The organism is uncultured Altibacter sp. (assembly GCF_963972995.1).
Lineage (GTDB): Bacteria > Bacteroidota > Bacteroidia > Flavobacteriales > Flavobacteriaceae > Altibacter.
The window spans coordinates 57151-80065 of sequence record NZ_CAXAXI010000003.1 but is presented as its reverse complement, the minus strand read 5'-3'; the positions used below and the strand labels follow the sequence as shown (position 1 = coordinate 80065).

At 41.6% G+C, this 22915-nt stretch carries 27 protein-coding genes; 16 read left to right on the top strand and 11 right to left on the bottom strand.

The annotated features are described in order from the left end of the window. Position 1: 1 nt before the first annotated feature. Positions 2-877, bottom strand: coding sequence for a hypothetical protein (locus AACZ11_RS02090; protein WP_290627629.1), 876 nt, complete (start codon positions 875-877; stop codon positions 2-4). Beyond that, a complete protein-coding gene (locus AACZ11_RS02085) occupies positions 855-1826 on the bottom strand; it encodes a stage II sporulation protein M (protein ID WP_290627802.1) in 972 nt (323 codons plus the stop codon). Before AACZ11_RS02085 ends, AACZ11_RS02090 begins: the two co-directional genes overlap by 23 nt. A gap of 37 nt (positions 1827-1863) precedes the next feature. On the opposite strand from AACZ11_RS02085, the gene AACZ11_RS02080 reads away from it, so the two are divergent. After that, entirely contained in the window at positions 1864-2583 is a 720-nt protein-coding gene (locus AACZ11_RS02080) for an RDD family protein (protein WP_290627627.1), read from the top strand. Then, positions 2580-3203: a trimeric intracellular cation channel family protein gene (locus AACZ11_RS02075; protein ID WP_290627624.1), complete on the top strand. Its 624-nt coding sequence runs from the start codon at positions 2580-2582 to the stop codon at positions 3201-3203. Before AACZ11_RS02080 ends, AACZ11_RS02075 begins: the two co-directional genes overlap by 4 nt. On the opposite strand, the gene AACZ11_RS02070 is transcribed toward AACZ11_RS02075, so the two are convergent. Next, entirely contained in the window at positions 3190-3918 is a 729-nt protein-coding gene (locus tag AACZ11_RS02070) for a peptidylprolyl isomerase (RefSeq protein WP_290627623.1), read from the bottom strand. The two genes, AACZ11_RS02075 and AACZ11_RS02070, sit on opposite strands and share 14 nt — an antisense overlap. A 1-nt stretch (position 3919) precedes the next feature. Here AACZ11_RS02070 and AACZ11_RS02065 point away from each other — a divergent pair, with 1 nt between their 5' ends. Beyond that, the gene (locus AACZ11_RS02065) at positions 3920-4561 is read left to right on the top strand and encodes a CoA pyrophosphatase (RefSeq protein WP_290627622.1); all 642 of its coding nucleotides are present in this window, start codon (positions 3920-3922) and stop codon (positions 4559-4561) included. A gap of 78 nt (positions 4562-4639) precedes the next feature. Further along, positions 4640-5443, top strand: a complete 804-nt coding sequence (locus tag AACZ11_RS02060) for a lysophospholipid acyltransferase family protein (protein ID WP_290627620.1) — start codon at positions 4640-4642, stop codon at positions 5441-5443. A 100-nt stretch (positions 5444-5543) separates the two neighbouring features. Here the strand turns inward: AACZ11_RS02060 and AACZ11_RS02055 are convergent, their stop codons facing one another. Then, on the bottom strand, positions 5544-6191 hold the full coding sequence (locus AACZ11_RS02055) for a hypothetical protein (protein WP_290627618.1): 648 nt from the start codon (positions 6189-6191) through the stop codon (positions 5544-5546). Between the two features lie 6 nt (positions 6192-6197). Further along, positions 6198-6692: an RNA polymerase sigma factor gene (locus AACZ11_RS02050; protein ID WP_290627616.1), complete on the bottom strand. Its 495-nt coding sequence runs from the start codon at positions 6690-6692 to the stop codon at positions 6198-6200. A gap of 125 nt (positions 6693-6817) precedes the next feature. Here AACZ11_RS02050 and AACZ11_RS02045 point away from each other — a divergent pair, with 125 nt between their 5' ends. Next, the gene (locus AACZ11_RS02045) at positions 6818-8098 is read left to right on the top strand and encodes an NAD(P)/FAD-dependent oxidoreductase (RefSeq protein WP_290627614.1); all 1281 of its coding nucleotides are present in this window, start codon (positions 6818-6820) and stop codon (positions 8096-8098) included. A gap of 37 nt (positions 8099-8135) precedes the next feature. On the opposite strand, the gene AACZ11_RS02040 is transcribed toward AACZ11_RS02045, so the two are convergent. From AACZ11_RS02040 to AACZ11_RS02030, 3 genes are read right to left on the bottom strand one after another with little or no spacing between them, the layout of a single operon-like run. Next, complete coding sequence (locus AACZ11_RS02040; RefSeq protein WP_290627612.1) at positions 8136-8498, bottom strand: hypothetical protein; 363 nt, start codon at positions 8496-8498, stop codon at positions 8136-8138. 31 nt (positions 8499-8529) lie between these two features. Continuing rightward, entirely contained in the window at positions 8530-9648 is a 1119-nt protein-coding gene (locus tag AACZ11_RS02035; RefSeq protein ID WP_290627610.1) for an adenylate/guanylate cyclase domain-containing protein, read from the bottom strand. A 3-nt stretch (positions 9649-9651) separates the two neighbouring features. Beyond that, the gene (locus tag AACZ11_RS02030) at positions 9652-10248 is read right to left on the bottom strand and encodes a YdeI/OmpD-associated family protein (RefSeq protein WP_290627608.1); all 597 of its coding nucleotides are present in this window, start codon (positions 10246-10248) and stop codon (positions 9652-9654) included. 170 nt (positions 10249-10418) lie between these two features. On the opposite strand from AACZ11_RS02030, the gene AACZ11_RS02025 reads away from it, so the two are divergent. From AACZ11_RS02025 to AACZ11_RS01990, 8 genes are all read left to right on the top strand, one after another. Then, a complete protein-coding gene (locus AACZ11_RS02025; RefSeq protein ID WP_290627606.1) occupies positions 10419-12596 on the top strand; it encodes a TonB-dependent receptor in 2178 nt (725 codons plus the stop codon). 127 nt (positions 12597-12723) lie between these two features. After that, the gene (locus AACZ11_RS02020; RefSeq protein ID WP_290627604.1) at positions 12724-13137 is read left to right on the top strand and encodes a DUF2141 domain-containing protein; all 414 of its coding nucleotides are present in this window, start codon (positions 12724-12726) and stop codon (positions 13135-13137) included. A 132-nt stretch (positions 13138-13269) separates the two neighbouring features. Beyond that, positions 13270-13893 carry a hypothetical protein gene (locus AACZ11_RS02015; RefSeq protein ID WP_339831325.1) on the top strand — a complete coding sequence of 208 codons (624 nt, stop codon included), beginning with the start codon at positions 13270-13272 and terminating at the stop codon, positions 13891-13893. Between the two features lie 6 nt (positions 13894-13899). After that, positions 13900-15240, top strand: a complete 1341-nt coding sequence (locus AACZ11_RS02010) for a 2TM domain-containing protein (protein WP_339831322.1) — start codon at positions 13900-13902, stop codon at positions 15238-15240. A 2-nt stretch (positions 15241-15242) separates the two neighbouring features. Beyond that, a complete protein-coding gene (locus tag AACZ11_RS02005; RefSeq protein WP_290627599.1) occupies positions 15243-15554 on the top strand; it encodes a 2TM domain-containing protein in 312 nt (103 codons plus the stop codon). 11 nt (positions 15555-15565) lie between these two features. Beyond that, positions 15566-15904: a 2TM domain-containing protein gene (locus AACZ11_RS02000; protein WP_290627597.1), complete on the top strand. Its 339-nt coding sequence runs from the start codon at positions 15566-15568 to the stop codon at positions 15902-15904. A gap of 11 nt (positions 15905-15915) precedes the next feature. Next, positions 15916-16242, top strand: coding sequence for a 2TM domain-containing protein (locus AACZ11_RS01995; RefSeq protein WP_290627595.1), 327 nt, complete (start codon positions 15916-15918; stop codon positions 16240-16242). Positions 16243-16311: 69 nt separating this feature from the next. Continuing rightward, positions 16312-17067: a LytTR family DNA-binding domain-containing protein gene (locus AACZ11_RS01990; protein WP_290627593.1), complete on the top strand. Its 756-nt coding sequence runs from the start codon at positions 16312-16314 to the stop codon at positions 17065-17067. An 8-nt stretch (positions 17068-17075) separates the two neighbouring features. Here the strand turns inward: AACZ11_RS01990 and AACZ11_RS01985 are convergent, their stop codons facing one another. Then, positions 17076-18290 carry an LETM1-related biofilm-associated protein gene (locus AACZ11_RS01985; protein WP_290627591.1) on the bottom strand — a complete coding sequence of 405 codons (1215 nt, stop codon included), beginning with the start codon at positions 18288-18290 and terminating at the stop codon, positions 17076-17078. 174 nt (positions 18291-18464) lie between these two features. Here AACZ11_RS01985 and AACZ11_RS01980 point away from each other — a divergent pair, with 174 nt between their 5' ends. The 3 genes from AACZ11_RS01980 to AACZ11_RS01970 all read left to right on the top strand — a co-directional run bounded on the left by AACZ11_RS01980 (position 18465) and on the right by AACZ11_RS01970 (position 21238). Then, positions 18465-19184 (top strand): DUF4331 family protein, encoded by a 720-nt coding sequence (locus tag AACZ11_RS01980; protein WP_290627589.1) that lies wholly within the window; start codon positions 18465-18467, stop codon positions 19182-19184. Between the two features lie 28 nt (positions 19185-19212). Continuing rightward, positions 19213-19887, top strand: a complete 675-nt coding sequence (locus AACZ11_RS01975) for a hypothetical protein (protein WP_290627587.1) — start codon at positions 19213-19215, stop codon at positions 19885-19887. 67 nt (positions 19888-19954) lie between these two features. Then, positions 19955-21238: a tetratricopeptide repeat protein gene (locus tag AACZ11_RS01970; RefSeq protein ID WP_290627585.1), complete on the top strand. Its 1284-nt coding sequence runs from the start codon at positions 19955-19957 to the stop codon at positions 21236-21238. A gap of 180 nt (positions 21239-21418) precedes the next feature. Here AACZ11_RS01970 and AACZ11_RS01965 read toward each other — a convergent pair whose 3' ends face one another. After that, positions 21419-22213, bottom strand: a complete 795-nt coding sequence (locus tag AACZ11_RS01965; RefSeq protein WP_290627583.1) for an anti-sigma factor — start codon at positions 22211-22213, stop codon at positions 21419-21421. 6 nt (positions 22214-22219) lie between these two features. Beyond that, positions 22220-22756, bottom strand: a complete 537-nt coding sequence (locus AACZ11_RS01960) for a sigma-70 family RNA polymerase sigma factor (RefSeq protein WP_290627581.1) — start codon at positions 22754-22756, stop codon at positions 22220-22222. Between the last annotated feature and the right edge of the window lie 159 nt (positions 22757-22915).

Genomic DNA, 22915 nt, shown 5'->3' with positions numbered 1-22915 from the left:
CCTAAACCTCCCGATCACCTAAAGATTCAATCGTTTCCAAAGTTCCTGTAAAGTGTTTCTTTTCGTTTAAATTGTAATAAATAAGTGCCGTTGTGATCACAATGACCGCCTGCAGTAAATATTGGGCAATGATACCAATAGAGCTCAATGCCATATAGATCCAATCGAACATCTCAGTGGGGTCTGCTGATAGGGTTTCGGCCATTGCGAAACCTTTAATAAAAAAATAAATGTACTGAGGAACTTGAAAGATCATTACACAAATGTAATACAGGATCACAATCACGAACAAGGTGGCAAATGTCATCCACCATTCTCCTTTAATAAGTTGAAAACTATACCCGATACTGTCTGTTACATCTTTCTTTTCAAAGACATGAATTGAAAATGTTACTGAAAGGACCACTGCAAGATAGATACCGGGGGCGATGCAGAAAACGAGGCCAAAACCAATCATCAAGCCTGCCAAAATACTTAGACCCATCAAGCTCCAAAAGTGTTCGCGTACGCCGGCCGTTACTTCTTCCTTAATAATCTTCCCATCGTTCTTTATGTAGGATCTAATGCTGTGCAGTACGGTACCGTAAAGAAGCGCATAATAGGCCATCCCGGAAATGATAAGTACGAATATGGAGATCATAAAGCTGCCGGTGAAATTCTCTATGGAGTTTCCCATTCCGAAGCTGCCCAAGCCCACACTTCCAAAAACGGTTTGCATGTAGAACACATACGCAAGCACGAGTAGTACCAAGGCAGGGCCTGCAATTCTGAAAATAAGTCCAAAAAGTTGCTTTCCGTTTCCTCGTAAAAACTTGAAGGTATCGCTAAGGATGTCGCCTAGCTCGCGTTGTTGCTTAAACTGCACGTAATCTCTCATGGTCTTTTTTTAGTTTTATGGGGTAGTATACGTAATAGAATAAAATAAGGAACAAAGAGCCTCCAATGATTAGAATTGCCAGCCAATCCGGCATTTCGGTATGGCGCGTTACGAAGCCTTCCAAAAATCCTGCAATAATAAAGAACGGAATTGTACTCAACAGTATCTTGATACCGTCTTTAGTGCCACGAACAAAAGACTGTCTTCTAGTATAGGTTCCCGGAAACAAAATGCTGTTTCCAAGAACTAGACCTGCACAACCGGCAATAATGATCACCGAAATCTCGATGGTACCGTGTATCCAAATGGTACGCGCCGATTCCCAGAGTAATCCTTGGTCGTAGAAGAAATATTGGAAGGAACCCAGCATGATGGCATTGCGCATTAAGATGAATAAGGTGCCTAAACTTAAGAAGATCCCAAAGCTAAAGGCTAAAAGAGCCACCCGAATATTATTGATGGTAATACCCAGGAACATGTTGAGTTCGTTCATGTCTTTATAAACTGCCATAGGATCGCCTTTCTCAATATTGTTGAGTGTCATGTTCACATAACCGTCGCCAAGGATAAGCCGCACAAAATTCCCATCGGTGGCCGCCGAATATGCCCCAATGAGTGAAAAAAGAAGAAAGGTGATAAAAGCGATGAGCAATTGTTTGTGATAGCTTGAGAAGAACAAAGGAAATTCTTGGGTGTAGAATGTGATAAATCGTGATCGGGATTCCCGCTTTGTCTTATAGATCTTCTGGTGCGCCAATACCGATAGGCCATTGAGATATTGTAGTGTATTGCTTTGAGGATAGAAGGTTTGTGCATAACTCAAATGATCGGTAATTTCGAGATAGAGCGCACTTAATTCGTCGGGATGTATTTGAACATTATTCCGAAGAACACTTTCAAATCTTAACCATTTATCTTTATTTTGTTTCGCAAAGGCAGCCTCGCGCATTGTCTGGCATTTGATTCGCTTCAAAGAAACATATTTAATGGATAATTTTCAAATAGAAACCGCTCAAAATGTAAACATTTCGCAGAATGTAGCGGGAGTAGGAGCACGCATTCTCGCCTACCTGATCGATTCGGTTCTTATTGTAATTTATGTCATTGGTGTGATGGTGGTTTTGGATTCTATATCTTATTTGGACGACGATGCTACCTTTTTGCTTTTTATGACCTTGGGGCTCCCTATATTCTTATATCATTTATTGTGGGAAACCTTTTGGAACGGTCAAAGTCCGGGGAAGGCTGCCATGAAGATACGGGTGGTAAAATTGGACGGATCCAAACCGGCTTTTTCAAATTATTTTATTCGATGGTTGCTTCGAATTATCGATGTGAGTATCACCAGCGGTGCTGTCGCTACTGTCACCATTCTCTTAAACGGAAAAGGGCAGCGACTGGGTGATATTGCCGCTACCACCACGGTGATCACGGAAAAGAAAACGGTGAGCTTTTCAGAAACCTTGCTTATGGACCTTCCTGATGATTACACGCCAAAATACCCGCAAGTAACGGTTTTTACAGATACCGAAATACAGACCATCAAGACGGTTTTCAATAAAGCCCGTTTTAACGGGAACCACAATGTAATTTTAAAATTATCTGAAAAGGTTGCCTCGGTTATGGACGTAACGATCGACGAAAAGCCTGTCGCTTTTATCGACCGTGTGATCAAGGATTATAACTATTATACCCAGAACATGTGAGCTTATTTTTGATCATTGATATCCTTGGAACTATTTCCTTTTCTATCTCCGGCGTATTGACCGCTTTAAAGAAGCGCATGGATCCCTTTGGCATCCTTATCATTGCTTTTGTCACTGCTGTGGGTGGCGGAACGCTACGAGATGTGCTTATCGACTTTCCCATCACCTGGATGCGCAATCTCACTTTCGTATATGTGATCTTAGGGGCGGCAGTGTTTGCAGTGATCTTTAGACGCTGGTTGGGATATATTAGAAGGTCGCTTTTCCTGTTCGATACCATTGGGATCGCTTTGTATACTATTGTGGGTGTAGAGAAGGGTCTTGCTGCCGATCTCCCTCCGCTTATCTGTATCGCCTTGGGAACCATGTCGGCGTGTTTTGGTGGGGTGATCCGGGATATCTTGTGCAATGAGATCCCAATTATTTTCAGAAAGGAGATCTATGCCACTGCCTGTATTTTAGGTGGGGTAACGTATTTTATATTACTAAAAACTACCCTTAGTGAGAATTGGGTTGTGATCCTGTCGGGTGCTGTGGTGATCACCATTCGACTGCTGGCGGTGTATTTTAAGCTGTCGTTGCCTAGTATTTATACGAAAAAAGAACTTACTCAACAGTAACCTCCTGTATGTATACATTCTGAAGCGGCCAATCGCCTTCGTCTGCGGGAAGGTTGGCGATCTTTTCAACCACATCCATCCCTTTTGTTACGCGGCCAAAGATGGTATAATTTCCGTTTAGGTGCCCTGTAGCAGTTTGGGGGCCTAAAAAGATAAAAAACTCAAAGGGAGCCGTTTGCTTATCGGGGTTCTCGCGATATTCTTTCGCTCCGCTTACTGTACCGTAGGTATGTTTTCTTCCGGGTACGATCTCTGCCGGCAATAGATAATCACTTCCTATAGCATTTCTTTTACGCGGGGTACTCACGTTATCGCTGTTGCCGCCTTGGATGATGAAATTCTTGACCACCCGATGAAAAAAGGTGTTGTCAAAATAATCCTGTTTCACCAAGTATACAAAGTTTGCTCTGTGCAGCGGTGTGTCCTCATACAATTGTATATCGATGGTACCGTGATTTGTGGTAATACGAACGTTTGTTTCAGGATGTTCTTCACCATATTCCGTAAGGAAAGACACAACGTTCTTTTGGGTGATCTTGGGGTAGGAGGATGCTTCAGAAACAGCAGTAGTGTCAATTTTTTTAGCTTCCGAAGGGAGGGTATCCAAGAGTGTTTTTACGGTCGTTTCGGTTTTTTCTTCGGAATTGTTTTTCTTATCTTCACAACTTTGTAGTAACCCCACACAAACAATTCCTAACACAAGTAACTTTTTCATAATGCACTTTCAAGAGTTTGAAAAACGGATTGTAAAAGTAACAAAAATGGAACTTCCCGGAGAATCCATTCAGCTAAAAATGGCGCCTATCGAACGCTTGCTGGAATTAAAAGCGATAGCCAGACAGCAAAAGGAACCTCGCAAGGCAGGCGTTATGGCATTATTCTATCCCTCTCACGCCTTCGAAACACATTTAATTTTAATTCTTAGAAAAACGTATAAGGGAGTACATTCGGCTCAAGTAGGTTTTCCCGGTGGCAAGCTGGAGTCCGGCGATGCTTCCCTGCAACATGCTGCCCTTCGCGAAACGGAAGAGGAAGTTGGAATTCCCGCCAATCGCATTGCTGTTCTAAAGGAACTCACAGAGATCTATATTCCACCCAGCAACTTCTTTGTACAACCCTATTTGGGAATTACTGCAGAAACCCCTTTGTTCGTGCCCCAAGAAGATGAGGTGGAAGCGCTTATAGAAGTGCCACTGGGGCATTTTATGGACGACAGTATTTTGGTAACCAAAACGCTCACTACCTCGTATGCGACAGATATAGAAGTTCCGGCCTTTTTGCTCAACGGTCATGTGGTTTGGGGAGCCACTGCCATGATGCTGAGCGAAGTACGGGAATTGCTGAGACAAGTACTGTAAAGGGGGTATTTTTAGTATCTTTGTGTTTCGGTTTTTTTAGAACTGAAGTTTGTAATAAAGAAAATTGAAATCTAATACATGGGGCTTTTTAAAAGAAATCCATTTGGACATATATTATTTCTGAAGCGTTGGCTCATTAGGATACTTGGCGCGCTTACCCATAGGCGATTTAAGGGATTCAACACATTGGAGATCGACGGTAGCGAGATCATTAAGGGATTGCCCGATAAGAACGTACTCTTTGTGTCGAACCATCAAACCTATTTTGCCGATGTGGTGGCCATGTTTCATGTCTTCAATGCTGCTTTGAGTGGAAGGGAGGATAATATCAAGAACATTGGATATCTCTGGAACCCAAAACTCAATATCTACTTTGTGGCCGCCAAAGAAACCATGCAATCGGGACTATTACCTAAGATTCTTGCGTATGCCGGTTCTGTAAGTATTGAACGTACGTGGCGGGAAAAAGGGAAGGAAGTGAACAAGCAGGTAAAGATGAGCGATGTTAGTAACATCTCCAAAGCTTTGAACGACGGTTGGGTGATAACCTTTCCTCAGGGTACTACCAAACCTTGGAAACCTATTCGGCGCGGGACAGCACATATCATCAAGCAAAACAAACCTATTGTGGTCCCAATAGTAATCGACGGCTTTAGACGTTCTTTCGATAAAAAAGGTATTCGGGTGCGAAAAAAGGGGATTCTTCAGTCCATGGAGATCAAAAAACCTTTAGATATCGACTATGAGAATGAGACCATGGACCAAATTGTTGAAAAACTGGAATATGCTATTGAACAACATCCTTCCTTTCTAAAGGTAATACCGGCCGAAGAACTAAAGACCGAAGAAGAATTGAACAAAGAGCGGCAGTGGCGTTATTAGATTAAGTAATAATATTTTTTTAAACTCCTAACTCCTAACTCCTAACTCCTAACTCCTAACTCCTAACTCGACCTATTCCCTCCAGAAAAAACGGAAACCGTTAGACCTCCATTTTTTCCAGTTCGTTATAATTGCGTTTAAGTCGGCGGAGCAAGATTCCGTAGATCAATCGATAGAACAGCAATAAAAGTCCAATAATAATTACGCCACCTATTAACTGACTTAGAAAGAAGACCGACGTAAAACTTTCGGGCGGAATCGCACTGTACCCCTCATATGTACTGGTCATTAATTCGTACAGTTGATCTTTTTTAGTGTAGTAGAACATATTAACACCAATGAAGAGTAATACAGATACGCCAACATTGTAGATCACGAAGTATTTTACTGTTCTTCGTGTTTTAAGGATGTTGCCCATTAAATCTTTAATAGAATCTGTCACCTGAATGGTGCGGTAGTTCTTATAGAATAGGAGTATGAACACAACAAAAATGGCGTAATGAACAATATTAATAATCATGAACGTAGTTTTAAGACCAATGCCATTATTGATCTCTCTGCTTGATTCCGGGACTAAAAATGCCAATACGGTCCACAGAACGATCTCTCCTATACTTATTAGGAAGATCCATTTTACGATGGAAGAAGACTTTTTAAGCAACATCTTGTAGATGTCTTGGTACGACAATTTAGGAAACTCCTGCTCCCTGGTCTGCCACTGCTTCTTCAATAATTCTAACTCATCCATAGGGGGTTACGGATTTAAAATAGTTCTTAATTTCTCTTTAATACGGTTCATCTTCACGCGGGCGTTGACTTCCGTGATACCCAGTGTTTCTGAAATTTCTTTATAATTCTTATCTTCCAAATAAAGGAAGACCAATGCTTTGTCAATATCGTTCAAGTCCTTCACTGCACTGTACATTAATTTCAATTGTTCTTCTACGGTGTTATCGTAGGCTTCGGCTGTGATCTTAAAACTTACGGCTTCAAAATCCTGGGTTTTTATCGAGCGTTTCGATTTTCGGTACAGGGTGATCGCCGTATTCAATGCCACCCGATACATCCATGTACTAAACTTCGAATCGCCCCGAAACTTTGGAAATGCCTTCCATAATTGAATGGTGATTTCCTGAAACAGATCGTTATGCGAATCACTGTCATTGGTATACAAGCGACATATCTTATGGACAATGTTTTGATTTTCTTCCAGCTGGGTTACAAAACTATGTTCAAGGTCTTTTGTCAATGGTTTCTTGTTAGTTAATCAATTAGTGTTGATCCTCACTTCTTTGTTACAAAAATCATAAAAAATATAGGAAATATAGGCGTTTCAGAAGACAAATAGTACCTTTATAGAAGAAGAAGCACCCTATGAATATTCCCGAAACCAAACAACCCCGAATTGTAGTGATTGGGGGTGGATTTGCCGGTATTGCCTTGTTAAAACAATTAAAGAAGGTTCCTGCTCAGATCGTCCTTTTCGACCGACATAATTATCATACGTTTCAACCCTTGCTGTATCAAGTTTCCACCGCCGGCTTGGAACCGGATTCCATTGCGTATCCGCTACGGAAAATCTTCAGAAAGTTAGAGGATTTTCATTTCCGTCTGGCAGAAGTGATTCAAATACATCCTGCAAGAAAAGAAGTAGAAACCTCTATTGGCGACCTGTCTTACGATTATCTTGTCATTGCCACGGGAACCCGTACGAATTTCTTCGGAAATAAGAACATTGAGACCCACAGTATGCCCATGAAAACGGTTCCGCAGGCACTGAATATTCGCAGTTTGATGCTTCAGAATATTGAAGCTGCCGATATTACCGATGATCCTGAAGCACGACGGCGGTATTTGAACTTCGTGATTGCCGGGGCCGGTCCTACAGGTGTGGAACTTGCCGGTGCCTTAGCCGAATTCAGAAAAGGGATTCTTGAGAACGATTATCCCGAACTCGAGGAAGAAGATATGGGTGTACACCTATTGGAGGGTTTTGACCGAGTCTTGCCTCCTATGAGTGAACATTCTTCTAAAAAAGCACAACGCTTTTTGGAGAAACTAGGGGTTGAGGTCCATTTAAATACCATGGTTGAAGACTACGATGGTACAACCGTCACCACTAAGAACGGAAAGTCCTTTAAAACAGCCACTTTTATCTGGGCTGCCGGTGTAACAGGAGCACCTATAGCAGGAATCGATGGGGAAGCACTTATTCAAAAAGCGAACCGCTACAAAGTAGACAGATATAATAAGGTAGAAGGATTTGAAAATATCTATGCGTTGGGTGATGTGGCTTTTATGGAAACAGAGGATTTCCCCCAGGGCCACCCGCAAGTGGCACAGCCGGCCATCCAACAGGGGAAGCACCTTGGTAAGAATTTAAAACGTATGTTCAACCAAAAGGAATTGAAACCTTTCTCGTATTTCGATAAAGGTACCATGGCCACCATAGGGCGTAATAAAGCGGTCGTCGACCTTAAAAAATGGCATTTTGCTGGAGCCTTTGCCTGGTTCCTGTGGATGTTCGTTCATTTGTGGTTCTTAGCCGGATTTAGAAACAGGGTGGTGACCTTCTTTAATTGGAGTTATAATTACATTAATTACGATCGCGCCGCCCGACTAATCATAAGGCCATTTAAAAGAACCCTTGAATAACATGATGGTTCTGAACTTTACTGTTTACGACGTACAATCACTCCACCTTGACGCGTAACGGTCCGCCGTTCGAGACCCAGCCACCACCAACCTCGTCTATGTTAACGTCTAGTTCGTCACTGGTGTCGATGCTTTTTATATTCACCTTTACTTCTTCGTACGTATCTACGCCTTTTAAGTTCACATTTAATTCATCGTACGTATTGATATCTACAATACGTACATCCATAGTATTGTTTTCTGAAATAGGAACCAATTGATATTTTGTTTTTGCTTTGGGTGCAGGCGTTGCTTCCGAAGCATAGGCCGCAGGAACAAATTCCAGTTCTTTCATGACATTGACGGTGAGACAGAGCGCAATCACGGTGAGAATAACTTTTGTATACGTATCGGTTTTCATAATAAAAAGAATTAAGATTTAAAAGTGTGCATCAAATACCGTTCCCAGAGTAGGTGACGAGCTCCATTTCTTCCGCCTTACCGCGAAGTTTCTCCTTTCCTACTTCCTGTTTTTCAATGCCCTTAGGCGTTTTGTACGCTATGTTGGCAAACTCTTTAGAAGCGAGGATATCTACCCCAAGTTCATTACACAAGGAGACAATTCGTGCGGTGGTATTGAGCACATCGCCCGAAAAAGCGATCTCTCGTTTTATTTGTCCTATTTCTCCCACCATAACGGGACCAAAGTGGTAACCGACCTTGAACTCCGGAGCAAAACCATATTTTTTTATATAGCGCGATTGTTTATAAGCGATTATGCGCTTCATGCTGTAGTAGCACTGCAAAGCATTGGCGTTCTTTAGTCCCCATTTCATTTTCCAAGAGACCACCACTTCATCACCTACATATTGGTAGACCTCCCCCCGGGTTTGTACAATAGCGGGAGCAATGTCGCGAAAGAAATCCTTCAGAAAGTTGAAATATTTTTCTTCTCCAAGCGCTTCGGCAATACCGGTTGCATTTCGTATGTCGGCAAACATGAAGATCCTACGCTCACTCTTCGGCATAAAATAGCGCCCCATAAGGTAATCGGGAAAAACACCCGGACCATATTTGTCATTAACAATCAATACTATGAGTGTCACGATAACGATCACGAGCCAGACGATAAAGTTCTTGATGAATAACCAAGTGCCAAAAAACAGTTGCACTTCATAGATCACATCGGGATGGTAAAAGGGTAAGCCTGCATCTTCACTGTAAAAATAGAGTGCGCCAATGGTACTTACCATAAGTGCGGCGATCACATACGCGATGACGATATAGAGAAGCGCTTTCCAAAAAGCATGTTTTCGAAGCCAGCGCTCCATGAGATTCACTGTAACGATCCCACCAATGATCCCAGCTGAGATCCCAACGATCAAATTGGCCGTAAATGCTTGCTGGAAGTCGAAACTTGAACTTAACACCCCATTACTAATAAGCGTGAAATACTCATAAAAGAACAGTGCATTGGAGATGAGTACCCAAGCGATAAGGATCCAAAAGGCACGCCGGGTATAGAACCAGAGTTGCCGTGAGGTATATCGTTTAAATCGTGGTGCTTTCAATTATTAGCAGTTTTTGTATTTGTCGTGCAATCCCACACCTTTTAAGATCATTGGTTCGATCTTTTCCAGTCTGCTCTCTTTTGTTTTTTGCTGTTTGGCATCACCGATGTAAGCGGCGTATTCTCGTTGTTTTCCGGGTGTTAATGCATGAAAAGCCTCTTTAAGCTCTTTATTCTTGTTCAAAGTCTCTTTTAGCATTGGCGGAATGACAACCCCTTTTTTACGTTCCACCTTGACTTCCTTTCCCTCAATACGATTTTTGATGGCTTCTTGAAGGTATTGCAGTACGATATGTCGCTCGATAGTATCACCTGCTTCAAATCGCCATTGCCGTAGTGCTTTCGTGACCCCTTCTTGTGCATTGACGAGTTTTTGATGGGTGTCTTTTAAAAAAACTCCCTGATGAAACCAAATGGCATAGTGATTTTTGAACGCTGCCATGCCTGCCACTAATTTTCCATTTAAGGTGTATGTAGGCGATCCCCATTTTACTTCTTCGTTCAATTCAGTTTGCTGAAAAATGTCGCGTAATTTCTCAAGTTGTTTTGTCCATTTCTCATGTTTCTCGATGTATCTCTCTATTTTTTCTGAATCGGTCATGGATGTTGTTTTATCTTCCGAAGATACCTTTTTTCATGGTGACAATTTTTAAAGAAATGTTATAATTCAATTTACAGTTCGTACTGCGTATCTTACAGTTGAGTTATTTTTTTTCTGAAATTGTTGCCGTGTTATGCAATTTTGAACTCAATAATCAACCCATCCATGTTATGCATCATAATTACCGGAAAGTACCGCGCACCATTCTATTTTTACTACTCATTGGTTTTCTGCCCGTCGTAGCGTTTGGTCAAACAATCGTATCAGGAACTGTAACCGAAGCCAATGGGATGCCCATCTTAGGGGCGAACGTCTATCTGGAAGGAACCTACGATGGCGCTTCGACCGGCGAACAAGGAGGTTTTTCTTTTGAAACGACGGCAACAGGTGTGCAAGTGCTGGTGGTATCTTTTCTCTCCTTTGAAACCTTTACCATGGCTGCCGATGTGTCCCAAATGCAAAATCTAACTATTAAGTTGCGGGAAGATGTGAATTCGCTTGATACTGTGATCATTTCGGCGGGAACTTTGGAAGCGAGTGACAATAGTAAGGTTTCGGTGCTTAAACCCTTAGATGTCGTTACTACGGCCAGTGCCTTGGGGGATTTTGTGGGGGCACTCCAAACCTTGCCCGGCACCACGACCGTAGCAGAGGACGGCCGACTGTTCGTACGTGGCGGGGATGCCGACGAAACACAGATCTTTATCGACGGGATCCGGGTATTTACGCCGTATACACCTACCACTAACAATATTCCAACGCGCGGCAGATACAGTCCGTTTTTATTCGACGGGATCACATTTTCAACGGGCGGTTATTCTGCAGAATACGGACAAGCCTTGTCATCGGTTCTGCTTTTAAATACCATCGATGAGCCGGATCAAGAGAAGACCGAAATCGCCCTAATGACCGTAGGTGGCGGGTTGGGAAACACCCAAAAGTGGGAAAAGAGTTCTCTTAGTGTCAATGCAACCTACATTAATCTCGCACCTTATATTGCTGTGTTTCCCGATCGGAACGATTGGCAGAAACCGTTTGCAGGCTATGCCGGTGAAACGGTTTTTCGACATAAACTTAAGAAGGGCCTTTTTAAGTGGTATGCTGCCTTCGATGGAACCGATTTTGAACTCACACAGGAGGATATAGATCTTCCTAACGGGCTCGATTTTAAGCTCAATAACAAGAATTTTTACACTAATGCAAGTTATAGTGGCGACCTTGGACCCAATTGGAAGATCTTTGGAGGGGGTAGTTTTACGTATGCCAAGACGAAATTAGGCATCATCGATAGCGATATTAAGGATACCGAAAGCTCGGCCCATTTAAAAGTAAAGCTTCGGAAACGTTTTAGCAACAGGGTCAAGCTGAGCGTGGGTGCCGAACAGTTCTTGACCGATTTTAATGAGGATTTTCAAGATCCCTCCTTTGCTGAAAGCTACGGCTTTCAGAATAACATATCGGCACTATTTGCAGAATCCGACCTTATCTTTTCCCGTAAGTTCGCAGTAAAACTTGGACTTAGAGGAGAGTATAGCGCTCTGTTTGATGCATTCACCGTGTCGCCACGATTTTCGGTAGCTTATAAAACAGGAAAGGACAGTCAGCTGTCCTTGGCCTATGGAGATTTCTTTCAGCAACCCAATAGCGATGTTTTAAAATTTAACACTAATCTGAAATCCCAAAAGACGCAGCATTACATTCTTAATTATCAGTATACCGCCAACAACCGCATCTTTAGAGCCGAAGCCTACAGAAAAGAGTACAGTAATCTGATCACTTATGATACCAATTTTACGCAACCCAACTCCACTTTTACTAATAACGGGGACGGGTATGCACAGGGCATTGATATATTTTGGAGGGATAACAAGAGTATAAAAAATGTGGATTATTGGGTAAGCTATTCGTTGTTGGATACCGAACGTACGTATCAAAACTTTCCTATTGCTGCTACACCCTCTTTTGCAAATACACACAATGTTTCAGTGGTTGGGAAATATTGGATCGATGCGTGGAGAAGTCAGGTGGGGTTCAGCCACCAGTTTGGGAGTGGGCGTTCGTATACAGATCCCAACGAACCCGGATTCCTTCAGAAAAAAACACGCGATTTTCACAGCACAAGTTTCAATTGGGCCTATTTGATCTCCCAGCAACAGATCCTCTATTTTTCGGTGAACAATGTTTTTGCGTTCAACAATGTAAATGGATACCAGTATGCGAGTACTCCCAATGCGAATGGAAGGTTCGATCGCCGGGCATTGACCCCAGCAGCAGATCAGTTCTTTTTCGTTGGGTTCTTTTGGACGATAAGCGAAGACGGCAGCGACAACCAATTGGATAATCTGTAGCATTCTTGGTTTGTATGGCAACTACGGCTACAATTCATCCCTAAGATCCTACAATTGAGTTATTCTCTTTTTAAAAAGAGCCTTGACCGTCGCATCTTTGAACTATCAATTTTTAAACCGTTATATCATGCAAACAGTACTTACCTATCTAAGTTTTCTCATTACCTCGATGCTCCTTCACGGACAAAACACCATTGAAGTGACTATGACACACTTCGACAGCAACGAAGGAATAGTAAAAGTTGGACTTTACAATGCCGAAGGCACTTTTTTGGAGCGTCCGTACAAAGCCTTATCGGCCGAGATTTCCGAAGAAAAGGCAACAGTTATCTTTTCTGAAGTTCCGGACGGTATCTATGCGATCTCTTGTTATCACGATGAAGATCGTAGCGGCAGTTTGAATATGTTCATGGGCATGATCCCAACCGAATCTTACGGAACTTCGAACAATGCTCCTTCCAGATTTGGCCCGCCCAAATGGGAAGACGCCTCGTTTGAAGTAACGGGTGGGGTAGTTCGAAAATTGGAAATAAAATTATAAACAAAACGACCTAATGAAAGATCTTTCTTTAGAGAAAAAAGAAAAAAGGCTAATCATACAAGGCCGTTGTTAATAAGAATATTAATTTTAGTAGGCGGAACAATTCCCCTGCATGTCAAAATACAGCAATCAATGAAAAATCTAATACTATTCAGTTTTCTATGTATCTCCTTCTCAGGAATGAGCCAAACAAAATACGAACAGGGAATGCACAAGGCTTTCGATCTATGGCAGAATGAGAAGCCATGGGAAGCAGCAAATCTATTTGAGCGCATCGCCAATGCCGAGCCGGACAATTGGTTACCGGCCTTTTATGTCGCACAGATCAACATAATTAATAGTTTTTCTGAAAAGGATCCGGAAAAGCTGAACACCCAATTAAACAAAGCACAGGAATTTTTAAACAGTGCCAAGGGCTTATCACCTAACAATGCCGAAATACTAGTGTTGGAAGCACAATGGTATACGGCTTGGGTGGTGTTCGACGGACAAAAATACGGAATGCAATATGCGGGAAAAGTTTCCGAGCTTTATCAAAAGGCAATGAAACTAGCCCCCGAAAATCCTAGGGTAGTCCTAGGAAAAACAGAATGGGACATGGGCACAGCACGTTATTTTGGTCAGCCGGTCGATGAATTTTGTAATGAGCTGAAACGAGCCGTTATATTGTTCGATTCGTTTTCGCCGGAGGGCGAATTTCATCCGCAGGGAGAAAAAGAGTATGCCGAAAAAGTAGTAGCTTCCAATTGTAACTAACAAACTATGAAAGGAATTCTTAGAGAGTTTGGTAAAGCCTTTTTGGTAGGTATGGTGATCTTCATTGTACTAGGCATCATCCGCTGGTTCAATGGGGTTCGTATTGATACTGGCAGGGAATTGCTTATCCTGTTCGGGTACAACCAACTCTACGCGGTAGTACTCTACATGGCCAATGCCTTGTTGATCATTTACTTGTTAAAACGCTATAAGAATAATCTTTTTAGAGTTTATAATTTATCCAAGGGCATCTTGGGAGCCATTACTATAACCATAGTTAGTTTATTCTTGCTTCGATTTATTACGGAAGTACTAATAGATGGTGAAACCCTAAATGAATTTATAGCAGGAGAGCGTGTACAATATTATTATGTATCTTTCATTATCTCGGCCGTAGTGACCTCTATTTTTTACGCCTTTTATTACTATAAATATTCTCAGGAAAAGAAGGTCAAGGAGCAAAAGATCATCGCAGGTACTGCATCAGCCAAGTTTGATGCGTTGAAAAATCAATTGGATCCTCACTTTCTTTTTAACAGTTTAAACGTTCTTACCAGCCTTATTGAAGAAAATCCGGAGGCAGCGACACGATTTACTACTTCGTTATCAAAGGTATATCGATATGTCCTCGAACAGAAGAACAAAGAACTCGTTACCGTAGCCGAAGAATTGAAGTTTGCGGAACGTTACATTTCGTTGTTGGAAATGAGGTTTGAAGATAGTATCGTCTTTACGGTTTCTGGCTCGATCACTAATACTGAAGCGAAAGTCGTACCGTTGGCGCTTCAATTGTTGTTGGAGAATGCCGTAAAACACAATCAAGTTACCCCGGAGCGAAAATTGTTTATTACCATATATGAAGAAGATGGCAACTTGGTGATCAAGAACAATGTTCAGCCAAAACAAGTAGTAAAAGAAAGCAGTGGCGTAGGGCTTCGAAACATTCGACAACGCTACTATTTGTTGACCGATCGTCCTGTTACGATACGTGAGGACCACAAAGAATTTAGCATTGCCATACCAATGCTCACTAAAGAAACAAGTAATATGAAAACACAAGAGACCTATATTTCAGAAAAAAAATACGAACGCGCTAAAAAGAAAGTAGAAGAATTAAAAAGCTTCTATGTGCATCTCACCATATACATCGTAATGATCCCGGTGTTCATCTGGCTCAATTACCGTTCCACTGGCTTTCCGTGGGCTATTTTCCCAATTGTAGGTTGGGGGTTTGGAGTAATGGGACATGCCATGGAAGTATACAATTACAATCCATTTTTAGGCAAGGATTGGGAAGAGAAGAAAATAAAGAAGCTAATGGATGAAGATAAATATAAAGACCTGTAATTATGAATGATCTTGAAAAACAAAATAAATACATACGTGCGAAGGAGCGGGTTGCCGACATTAAAAAATTCTATACCAGTTTACTATTCTATATACTATTTATAGGATTTTTGGCAGCTCTAAATTATTATACCAACGAATTAAGGTACCCTTGGTTTTTATGGGCGGCCTTAGGATGGGGAATCGGGATTGTGATCCAAGCCTTTAAGGCGTTTCGATGGATGCCCTATATGAACAAGGAATGGGAAGAAAGAAAGATCAAGGAGTATATGGAAAAGGATTCAGAAAAGGGCTCCGGAAATCGGTGGCAATAAATAGGAAGGGAATGCATATACCATCTAACAAATACCTTAAAGCAAAGAAGAAGGTACAGGCCATCAAGAGATTTTATTCCCATCTAATCGTGTATCTGCTTGTAAATGCCGGACTTCTGTTTTTCAGAATTGAATGGGCACCATTTCTCTTCTCGCAGCAGGATGCAGCCTTCATCTCTTGGTTGAATTGGAATACCTTTGGCATTACTTTCTTTTGGGGATTAGGATTGCTATTTCACGCACTTTCGGTCTTTGTGGTTAAATTTAAGTTCCTGAAGAAATGGGAAGAGCGAAAAATTAAGGAACTGATAAAGAAAGAAGAAGAAACTATGTATAACCGTAAGGACTAAAGATATGTATTATGGAACAATTTGAAGATGAAAAATATAAGAAAGCACAAAAGAAGGTCAAGGAGCTGAAAGGCTTTTATTCACACCTAACCGTCTATATCGTGATCAATCTCATTTTGCTGGGATTGCAATTGCTGGTATTTCAAAACGGTACTTTGGGTGTGGAGGTACCTCGCTGGTCTATGTTCACCACGCCTTTTTTCTGGGGGATTGGTCTATTCTTTCACGGATTGTATGTCTTTCAGGACAGATTTCGTTTTTTTAAGGATTGGGAAGAACGGAAGATCCAAGAGTATATGGAGAAGGACGAAGAAGAGATGAAAAACACATGGGATTAGATGTAGCGATCGTGAAGGATACCCTGAAACCTCACTTAGACTCAGAAAAATTATCAATATACTTTTAATATGAATGTACTCATTATAGAAGATGAAAAACCTTCGGCACGTCGCTTACAACGCATGTTGACGCAATTAGGTGTTGATACCCGACAAATGCTTCACAGTGTATCAGAAGCCATTGAATGGTTTTCCAACAACAATCACCCCGACCTCATTTTTTTAGACATTCAGTTAAGTGACGGTCTTTCTTTCGAGATCTTCGAGACGGTGACTGTGAACAGTGCTATCATCTTTACAACTGCTTTTGACGAATATGCATTGCAAGCATTTAAGTTGAATAGTATCGATTATTTACTGAAACCAATAGATGCTCAGGAACTTGAGGCTGCAGTAAAAAAATACCAAAACCTAAAAGCACCCGCCAAGCAAGTACAGTTGGATTTTGAGGATATTAAGAAATTACTGGTCAATCCTGTCGAACGGGAATACAAAAAGCGGTTTACCACTCGAATCGGGCAGCATATCAAGATGATTCCTGTGGATGAGATCGAATGCTTCTATTCTGAAAATAAAGGTACCTATGCCTACACGGTCGATGGTAGGGATTACCTGCTGGACACAACATTAGAACAATTGGAAGCCGAGCTGGAACCACAAACCTTTTTTCGAATAAGCCGAAAGTTCTATGTAAACATTCACGCAATCCGTGACATTATCTCTTACACCAATTCACGTTTGCAGCTTAAACTGAACAGTTTTAAGGAGCAGGAAGTCATCGTGGCCAGAGAACGTGTAAAAGATTTTAAGGTGTGGTTGGAATAAGAAAGAAATCATTTCTTTTTCGGGTCGATCCTGTTCTCGTTGAAGGAGGAGGGCAGTAGCTTCGGGATGAATTTCACTAGCAATGGTAAGAGCACAGTCCCTCCCGGTAGCAGGAAGATAGTGAGCGAAGGGATGGTCTTACACACATCCAATAGCTGCTCCTTTACTTTGTGTCGTTCTTCTTCGGAAAGGTCTCTTACCGTAGATTGTGAAAGTAATACCAAAAGCTCTCCGCTTTCCTCTAACTCCTGTTGTAAGCGCTTCTTGTTCCGAAGAATCAACAGTTTAACCGTGGCAGCAGATTGTTTGTAGAAGAGACGCACCGGATTGGAATATTCGAATAGTTTTATTTTACTGCCATACGCTTCCGAGAAAAGGCTTAACTCCTTTAAGGTTTTTGTGAGTTCTTCTTCAGGGAGTTCTATAAACAGAATAAGGTCTTGAAGAAATTTAAACTCCGACAGGTCCATGTGGTAATCATCCCATACGGCAATGGTGCAAATATCCAACAAGTACTTTTTCTCCAAAAATGTCAACTTTTTTAATCCGGAGAGATTCTCCAAAGTGATCACTCGTGTACCCGATGCCGTTTCGATGAGGTATTCGGAAGAGGATTCGAATAGTTCAATGAGCAGCCGGTCATACTTCGTTTGTTTCTTTTTAGCTTTTAACGCTAAAAAACAACAGCTTATCACCAAAGTTTCCAACAATTTGGAGTAGTTCTTGATACCTTTGGGTGTTTCCAACCATCGCATAAAGGCTAATACATCGGCATATAGCAAGGCGTAAGTTAAAATGGACGTATTGTTCTTCTTCAGGGAAGTGTTGGTCTCTTGAAGCCTTGCCGACAAGATGTGTTCCAATTCTTGGGTTGAAGTTTGGGACAGCGTTAACTTAGAAAAGAAGCCGGTCTTTCCTTTTTCCAACTGTTTATAAAATTCAATGATCTTTTGGATGGCTTCCGGATACTTGTTTGAGTTAGTTGCTGAACAGTAGGTAGCCAATAGCGCATGAAATAAATTAACCTTGGTGAATTCTTCTTTGGTAAGTTGTAAACTACTTAGATTTTTACCTAAAAGAGAGGAAACCGAAACCCCGAAGATGAAGCCTACCGATTTCAATTCAGAGTAAAAATTAACTTCGCTGTTGTTTTGGCGAAGCAGATCCTCATTCTTGAAGCCGTTTAAAAGTTTTGGTATCCAGTCAGTTGCAGAAGGATTCACAATAAGTATAAAGGATTAACTAAAATTAGTATTATATGACAGTACTTAACAAAGGATTGGGTTTTTTGACAATTACATTAACAAAAGATTAACTGTGGGTGCGAAACCAACACTGTACTTTAGACGTAAATAACTATGAACAAGTAAAAATAATTAATTAAAAGAACTTAAATTATGAAAAAAACGAAACTTTTAGCAGCAATAGGAGGCTTAGGCTTAGCTGTGCTTGCAGTATTTTTAATTGCTGCAGATCACATTGATGCCCCGGCCGTGGCAGGGACCACCAGTGATATTGCCGATCTGTATGCTTTTGAAGGGGACAACCCCAACAATACGGTGCTTATTGCAACCTTACAAGGCCCTTTAGAGCCCGGTAATGTAACCAATAATGCTCAATTTGACGAAGATGTATTGGTAGAATTCAATATTGATCGTACCGGTGATTTTGTAGAAGATCTTGTGATACAAGCAATTAAAAGAGGTGATTCTATGTACTTCTTTGGTCCCGTGGGGCCTACACAAACCGGACTTTCCAGTATAGTGGAAACATCGGTAGCACCTGTGGCTGTAAAGATATCAACCTCGGCCGATGTTCAAACGGCAACCAGCAATGGGATGACCTTTTTTGCCGGTCCGAGACGAGATGCATTCTTCTTTGATTTTAACAGATTTAACATGGTAGCATCAGGGTCTGTAGCACCCGAAGGGTTTTTACCACCCGGACAGGCCGATGACTTTTTTGATAATCTGAACGTTCTGGCCATAGTAGTGGAAGTGCCTAATTCTTTATTGGGAACGGCTCCTACACACGTTGCCGTTGCAGCGGGATTATTCCCTCCGGGCGCTTTGCCAAATGCATATAACGTTTGGGTAAGTACAAAAAGAAAGCAATAATTAAATAACCATTTTAAAAGATATAAATATGAAAACATATAAATTCAAATTTTTACTAATTGCTATTTGTGCTTCCCTATTTGTTGTGGGCTGTAGCGATGATGACGATAATGTAATAGAACAAGTAAGCTGTAGCGACGGTATACAGAACGGAGACGAAGAAGGAGTAGATTGTGGAGGAACCGCATGTGGACCTTGTATCTCTGCCTTTTCGGGTACCTTCGTGCAAGAGGATGCCATGGGACGACCGGGAATCAACACCGTTTTTAGTTCCAGTGATAATATCAAAAACAATTTCAACACGACTATCGTAAGTGGTAGAAGCGGATTTACAGCTGGTTTTGAAGCGCAATTAGAAGGATATCATGATGTCTACGGTACCGCTTTAGGTGTCGATATCGATTATGAAGCGAACATCTTGGGTCTGGACGCACCTACCTTTGCCTTTGTTCTTTCACAAACCGATGCTTTACAGGTAGCACCTAATGGTACGACAACCTATTTCGATGGGACAAATGCCTTAACAGGACGTACTTTAAGTGATGACGTGATCGATATTTCACTTACTTTAATGTTTGGTGGTACCGATGGAATGCGTTTTGACGGAAATAACGGAACGCCTCAACTTACCAGCGATGGTGTAGGCCCGGGTGACCGAAACTTCTCATTACCATTCCCGTATTTGGAAACTCCAAATCAATAATATCGAATACCAATTATAAGAAAAGGGCAAGCAATTGCTCTTTTCTTTGTTTAAAACTGTTTCAAAAATGAAATATACATACTACACCATGCTATTGTGCTTGGTCTTATCCTGCACTTCTAAAACCGCTGAAAAGTCTGTTATAAGTGCAGAAGATTATAATTCGTATTTAGAGAATACAGCTCACGAATCTTTAAAAACGGCCACTGAGTCTAAAGAATTTTGGAGCCAACGCTTGGCAGCAGACACTTCCGGAGTCGGGGAGATAGGACCATTGTCCGGTGCCTACACGTCACTTTTCGACGCCACAGGAAATGTACAAGACCTTAAGGAAGCAGAAATTCTAATTAGAAAAGGACTGGCAATTTCTGCAAACGACAAAGAGGGCTTCGCACGGAGTCTGGCTCATAACCTCATTGCACAGCACCGCTTTAAAGAAGCTCGAGAAGTGTTGGAACAGTATTACTCCGGGCCTTCTAATAAAAAAGATACCGAATATATGCTCTTTGACGTATACATGGAAAACGGGGAGTACGAGAAGGCCGATACATACTTAGGAAAGATTAAAGCCAATGGCGACTATAATTACCTTATTCGGTTAGCGAAATGGAGTGACTTCAAGGGAGACCTCGATGCTGCGATCAAGTATATGGAGAAAGCCAAAGACGTTGCTGAATCCCGTAACAGTAGTCCACTCATGATCTGGACGTATTCAAATTTGGGAGATTTTTACGGACACGCCGGACGTATCGAGGATGCGTATAACATGTATTTAAAGACACTGGAGTTACAACCGGACAACGCCTATGCAAAAAGAGGGATTGCCTGGATCGCTTATGCTTCGGAAAAGGACACTGAAGAAGCCAATCGCATCTTAGATTCCATCATGGTGCAGCATAAGGCACCCGATTATTACCTTTTGAAGGCTGAAATGGCCGAATACAATGGAAATACTTCTGAAGCAACCGCATTCACCAACAAATTTGTCACTGCGGTGTCACAACCTCAATACGGAGCTATGTACAATGCCTATCTTATTGAGATCTATTCCGAAGAAGACCCACAACGCGCACTAGAAATGGCAAAACAAGAAGTAGCGAATCGCGCAACGCCCGAAACATATCATTTATTGGCCTTGGCACAATTAAAAGCGGGGAATGAAAAGGAAGCGCTACAAACGATACAAGACCATGTTGTAGGAAAAACATTTGAGCCCATGGCGGCCTATCATACGGCGTTGGTCTATAAAGCTAATGGGATGGAGAAGGAGGTAGCACCTTTAAAAGAAGACTTACTTACTGCCGAATTTGAATTAGGTCCTGTTTTAACACAAAAAGTAAGACAATTATAAGAGAATTTGAAAACCAATACCGCCAGTTTTGCGTAAGTATGATTGAAAGGTTGGTCATCTATCAGTTCTGATAGATAGTTGACTTCCGGTACTACCGGTTTTCAGAGTTTTTTTGTTAGTTGAAGCGCCCTCCATAAGAGGGCGCTTTTACTTTGTATCATCTGTAAAATGCGTTACGCTTTAAGGAGCTACCGTACCTAGGGTGTAGAGTTGCGATAAGGTAGGGGTTTCGCTTCCACCTTCCGGTTCCAAGGTAATTCCAAAGGCTTCCGGATCCGGGATGTTCTCGAACTTATAGACCCCTTTTTCACTTTCGGTTACTGCACTAAGTAATCCAACACTGGTGGGGGTTAACGGGTCTAATATAAGGGACCATACTTGGTACACTTTTCCCGAAGGAGGTGTTGGCAGTCCTGAAGCATCAATATATGCTATTTTTTCAGCTTTGTTGTAATATACTTTCGCAAAGGCTGCCGGGGCAACGGCTTGATTACCGGGTAATATAATGGTATTGTAATCTTTAGAACGTAGTACTGTTAAGATGTCATTGGCTTCCGTGAGTTCGCCTTCAACCGTAGTAAGTTGTTCTCTAAGTTGCTCGTTCTCTGTAGTCGTTAATTGAATATCGTCCTGTAAGGCTGTATTTTGCTGAAGCATCCAAAAGATACCGGCAATGCACACAATAGCTGCAGCCCAACCCGTGATCGCAGCCCAGTTGGTAGAAGAGCGCTCGGTGTCCTTCAAGGATCGCACCTTACGGATCGAGTTGAGAATGTACGTCCAGATCATGGCCGGAAGGGTAGGAGCTACCGCTTCTGCGAGATTGATCAATGAAGCTTCAATGGTTTCCACTTCGCTTCGCAGCTGCGGGTAGGTGATTAAAGCTTCTTCTACTTCTGTGATCTCTTCCGAAGAGAGGGACACGCAAACGTACAGTTCTAATTTACCCGAATCTATAATTTCTTGTGCGCTCATAATGGTTTATTGACCAAGAACCATGGTTCTTAAATCCTTAATGCAATTTCTATTCCGTGTTTTTAACGTCCCCAGTGGAATATCGAGTTCTTTAGCGGCGTCAGCCTGCGTAAAACCTTTAAAGAATAGGAGATCAATGATCTTTATACAAGCAGGTTTTAGGGCATCCACGAATTTCTGTATTCCAATGGCATTTGTCTTTTGGTTTAGGTTATCACTTCCAGACAAAATATCTACGAAATTTGTAGTACTTAGGTTTTTCTTACTGTTCTTAAAGGCTTTGGACCGTGTCTTGTCGATTGATGCGTTTCTGGCAATATTCAATAGCCAAGTAAAGAAGCGTCCCTTGGTAATATCGTACGAAGCCGAGTTGTCCCAAACCTTCACAAACACATCTTGCAGCACTTCCTGTGCAATGTCCTCATCCAAGACAATACTATAAATAATACCGTAAGTCGCTTCAGAATACAGCGAATAAATTCTCGAAAAGGCTGTTTCATTCTTGTTCTGCATTTCCAAGATCAACGAATTGGGTTGTTCCATAGCTTTTTTGTTAATGCGCTAATGTAACAATTTTTTTTTTTCATTTCTACGATTACTTCGGTTTCAACGAATTCGATATTTTTTTAAAGAATATGATTTGCAGTGTGTTAAAATTGATCTTACTGTCATTAAAAATTTGTTTACCACGCTAATTTTGAT

Bases quoted from the DNA above. Each gene is read 5' to 3' on its own strand.
- AACZ11_RS01995 (WP_290627595.1), top strand. From the start codon at position 15,916: ATGGAACAATTTGAAGATGAAAAATATAAGAAAGCACAAAAGAAGGTC.
- AACZ11_RS01965 (WP_290627583.1), bottom strand. From the start codon at position 22,213: ATGAGCGCACAAGAAATTATAGATTCGGGTAAATTAGAACTGTACGTT.
- AACZ11_RS02010 (WP_339831322.1), top strand. From the start codon at position 13,900: ATGAAAGGAATTCTTAGAGAGTTTGGTAAAGCCTTTTTGGTAGGTATG.
- AACZ11_RS02080 (WP_290627627.1), top strand. From the start codon at position 1,864: ATGGATAATTTTCAAATAGAAACCGCTCAAAATGTAAACATTTCGCAG.
- AACZ11_RS02040 (WP_290627612.1), bottom strand. From the start codon at position 8,498: ATGAAAACCGATACGTATACAAAAGTTATTCTCACCGTGATTGCGCTC.
- AACZ11_RS01980 (WP_290627589.1), top strand. From the start codon at position 18,465: ATGAAAAAAACGAAACTTTTAGCAGCAATAGGAGGCTTAGGCTTAGCT.
- AACZ11_RS01970 (WP_290627585.1), top strand. From the start codon at position 19,955: ATGAAATATACATACTACACCATGCTATTGTGCTTGGTCTTATCCTGC.
- AACZ11_RS02055 (WP_290627618.1), bottom strand. From the start codon at position 6,191: ATGGATGAGTTAGAATTATTGAAGAAGCAGTGGCAGACCAGGGAGCAG.
- AACZ11_RS02045 (WP_290627614.1), top strand. From the start codon at position 6,818: ATGAATATTCCCGAAACCAAACAACCCCGAATTGTAGTGATTGGGGGT.
- AACZ11_RS02020 (WP_290627604.1), top strand. From the start codon at position 12,724: ATGCAAACAGTACTTACCTATCTAAGTTTTCTCATTACCTCGATGCTC.
- AACZ11_RS02025 (WP_290627606.1), top strand. From the start codon at position 10,419: ATGCATCATAATTACCGGAAAGTACCGCGCACCATTCTATTTTTACTA.
- AACZ11_RS02060 (WP_290627620.1), top strand. From the start codon at position 4,640: ATGGGGCTTTTTAAAAGAAATCCATTTGGACATATATTATTTCTGAAG.
- AACZ11_RS01975 (WP_290627587.1), top strand. From the start codon at position 19,213: ATGAAAACATATAAATTCAAATTTTTACTAATTGCTATTTGTGCTTCC.
- AACZ11_RS02070 (WP_290627623.1), bottom strand. From the start codon at position 3,918: ATGAAAAAGTTACTTGTGTTAGGAATTGTTTGTGTGGGGTTACTACAA.
- AACZ11_RS02005 (WP_290627599.1), top strand. From the start codon at position 15,243: ATGAATGATCTTGAAAAACAAAATAAATACATACGTGCGAAGGAGCGG.
- AACZ11_RS02030 (WP_290627608.1), bottom strand. From the start codon at position 10,248: ATGACCGATTCAGAAAAAATAGAGAGATACATCGAGAAACATGAGAAA.
- AACZ11_RS02015 (WP_339831325.1), top strand. From the start codon at position 13,270: ATGAAAAATCTAATACTATTCAGTTTTCTATGTATCTCCTTCTCAGGA.
- AACZ11_RS02065 (WP_290627622.1), top strand. From the start codon at position 3,920: ATGCACTTTCAAGAGTTTGAAAAACGGATTGTAAAAGTAACAAAAATG.
- AACZ11_RS02085 (WP_290627802.1), bottom strand. From the start codon at position 1,826: ATGCGCGAGGCTGCCTTTGCGAAACAAAATAAAGATAAATGGTTAAGA.
- AACZ11_RS01960 (WP_290627581.1), bottom strand. From the start codon at position 22,756: ATGGAACAACCCAATTCGTTGATCTTGGAAATGCAGAACAAGAATGAA.
- AACZ11_RS01990 (WP_290627593.1), top strand. From the start codon at position 16,312: ATGAATGTACTCATTATAGAAGATGAAAAACCTTCGGCACGTCGCTTA.
- AACZ11_RS02000 (WP_290627597.1), top strand. From the start codon at position 15,566: ATGCATATACCATCTAACAAATACCTTAAAGCAAAGAAGAAGGTACAG.
- AACZ11_RS02090 (WP_290627629.1), bottom strand. From the start codon at position 877: ATGAGAGATTACGTGCAGTTTAAGCAACAACGCGAGCTAGGCGACATC.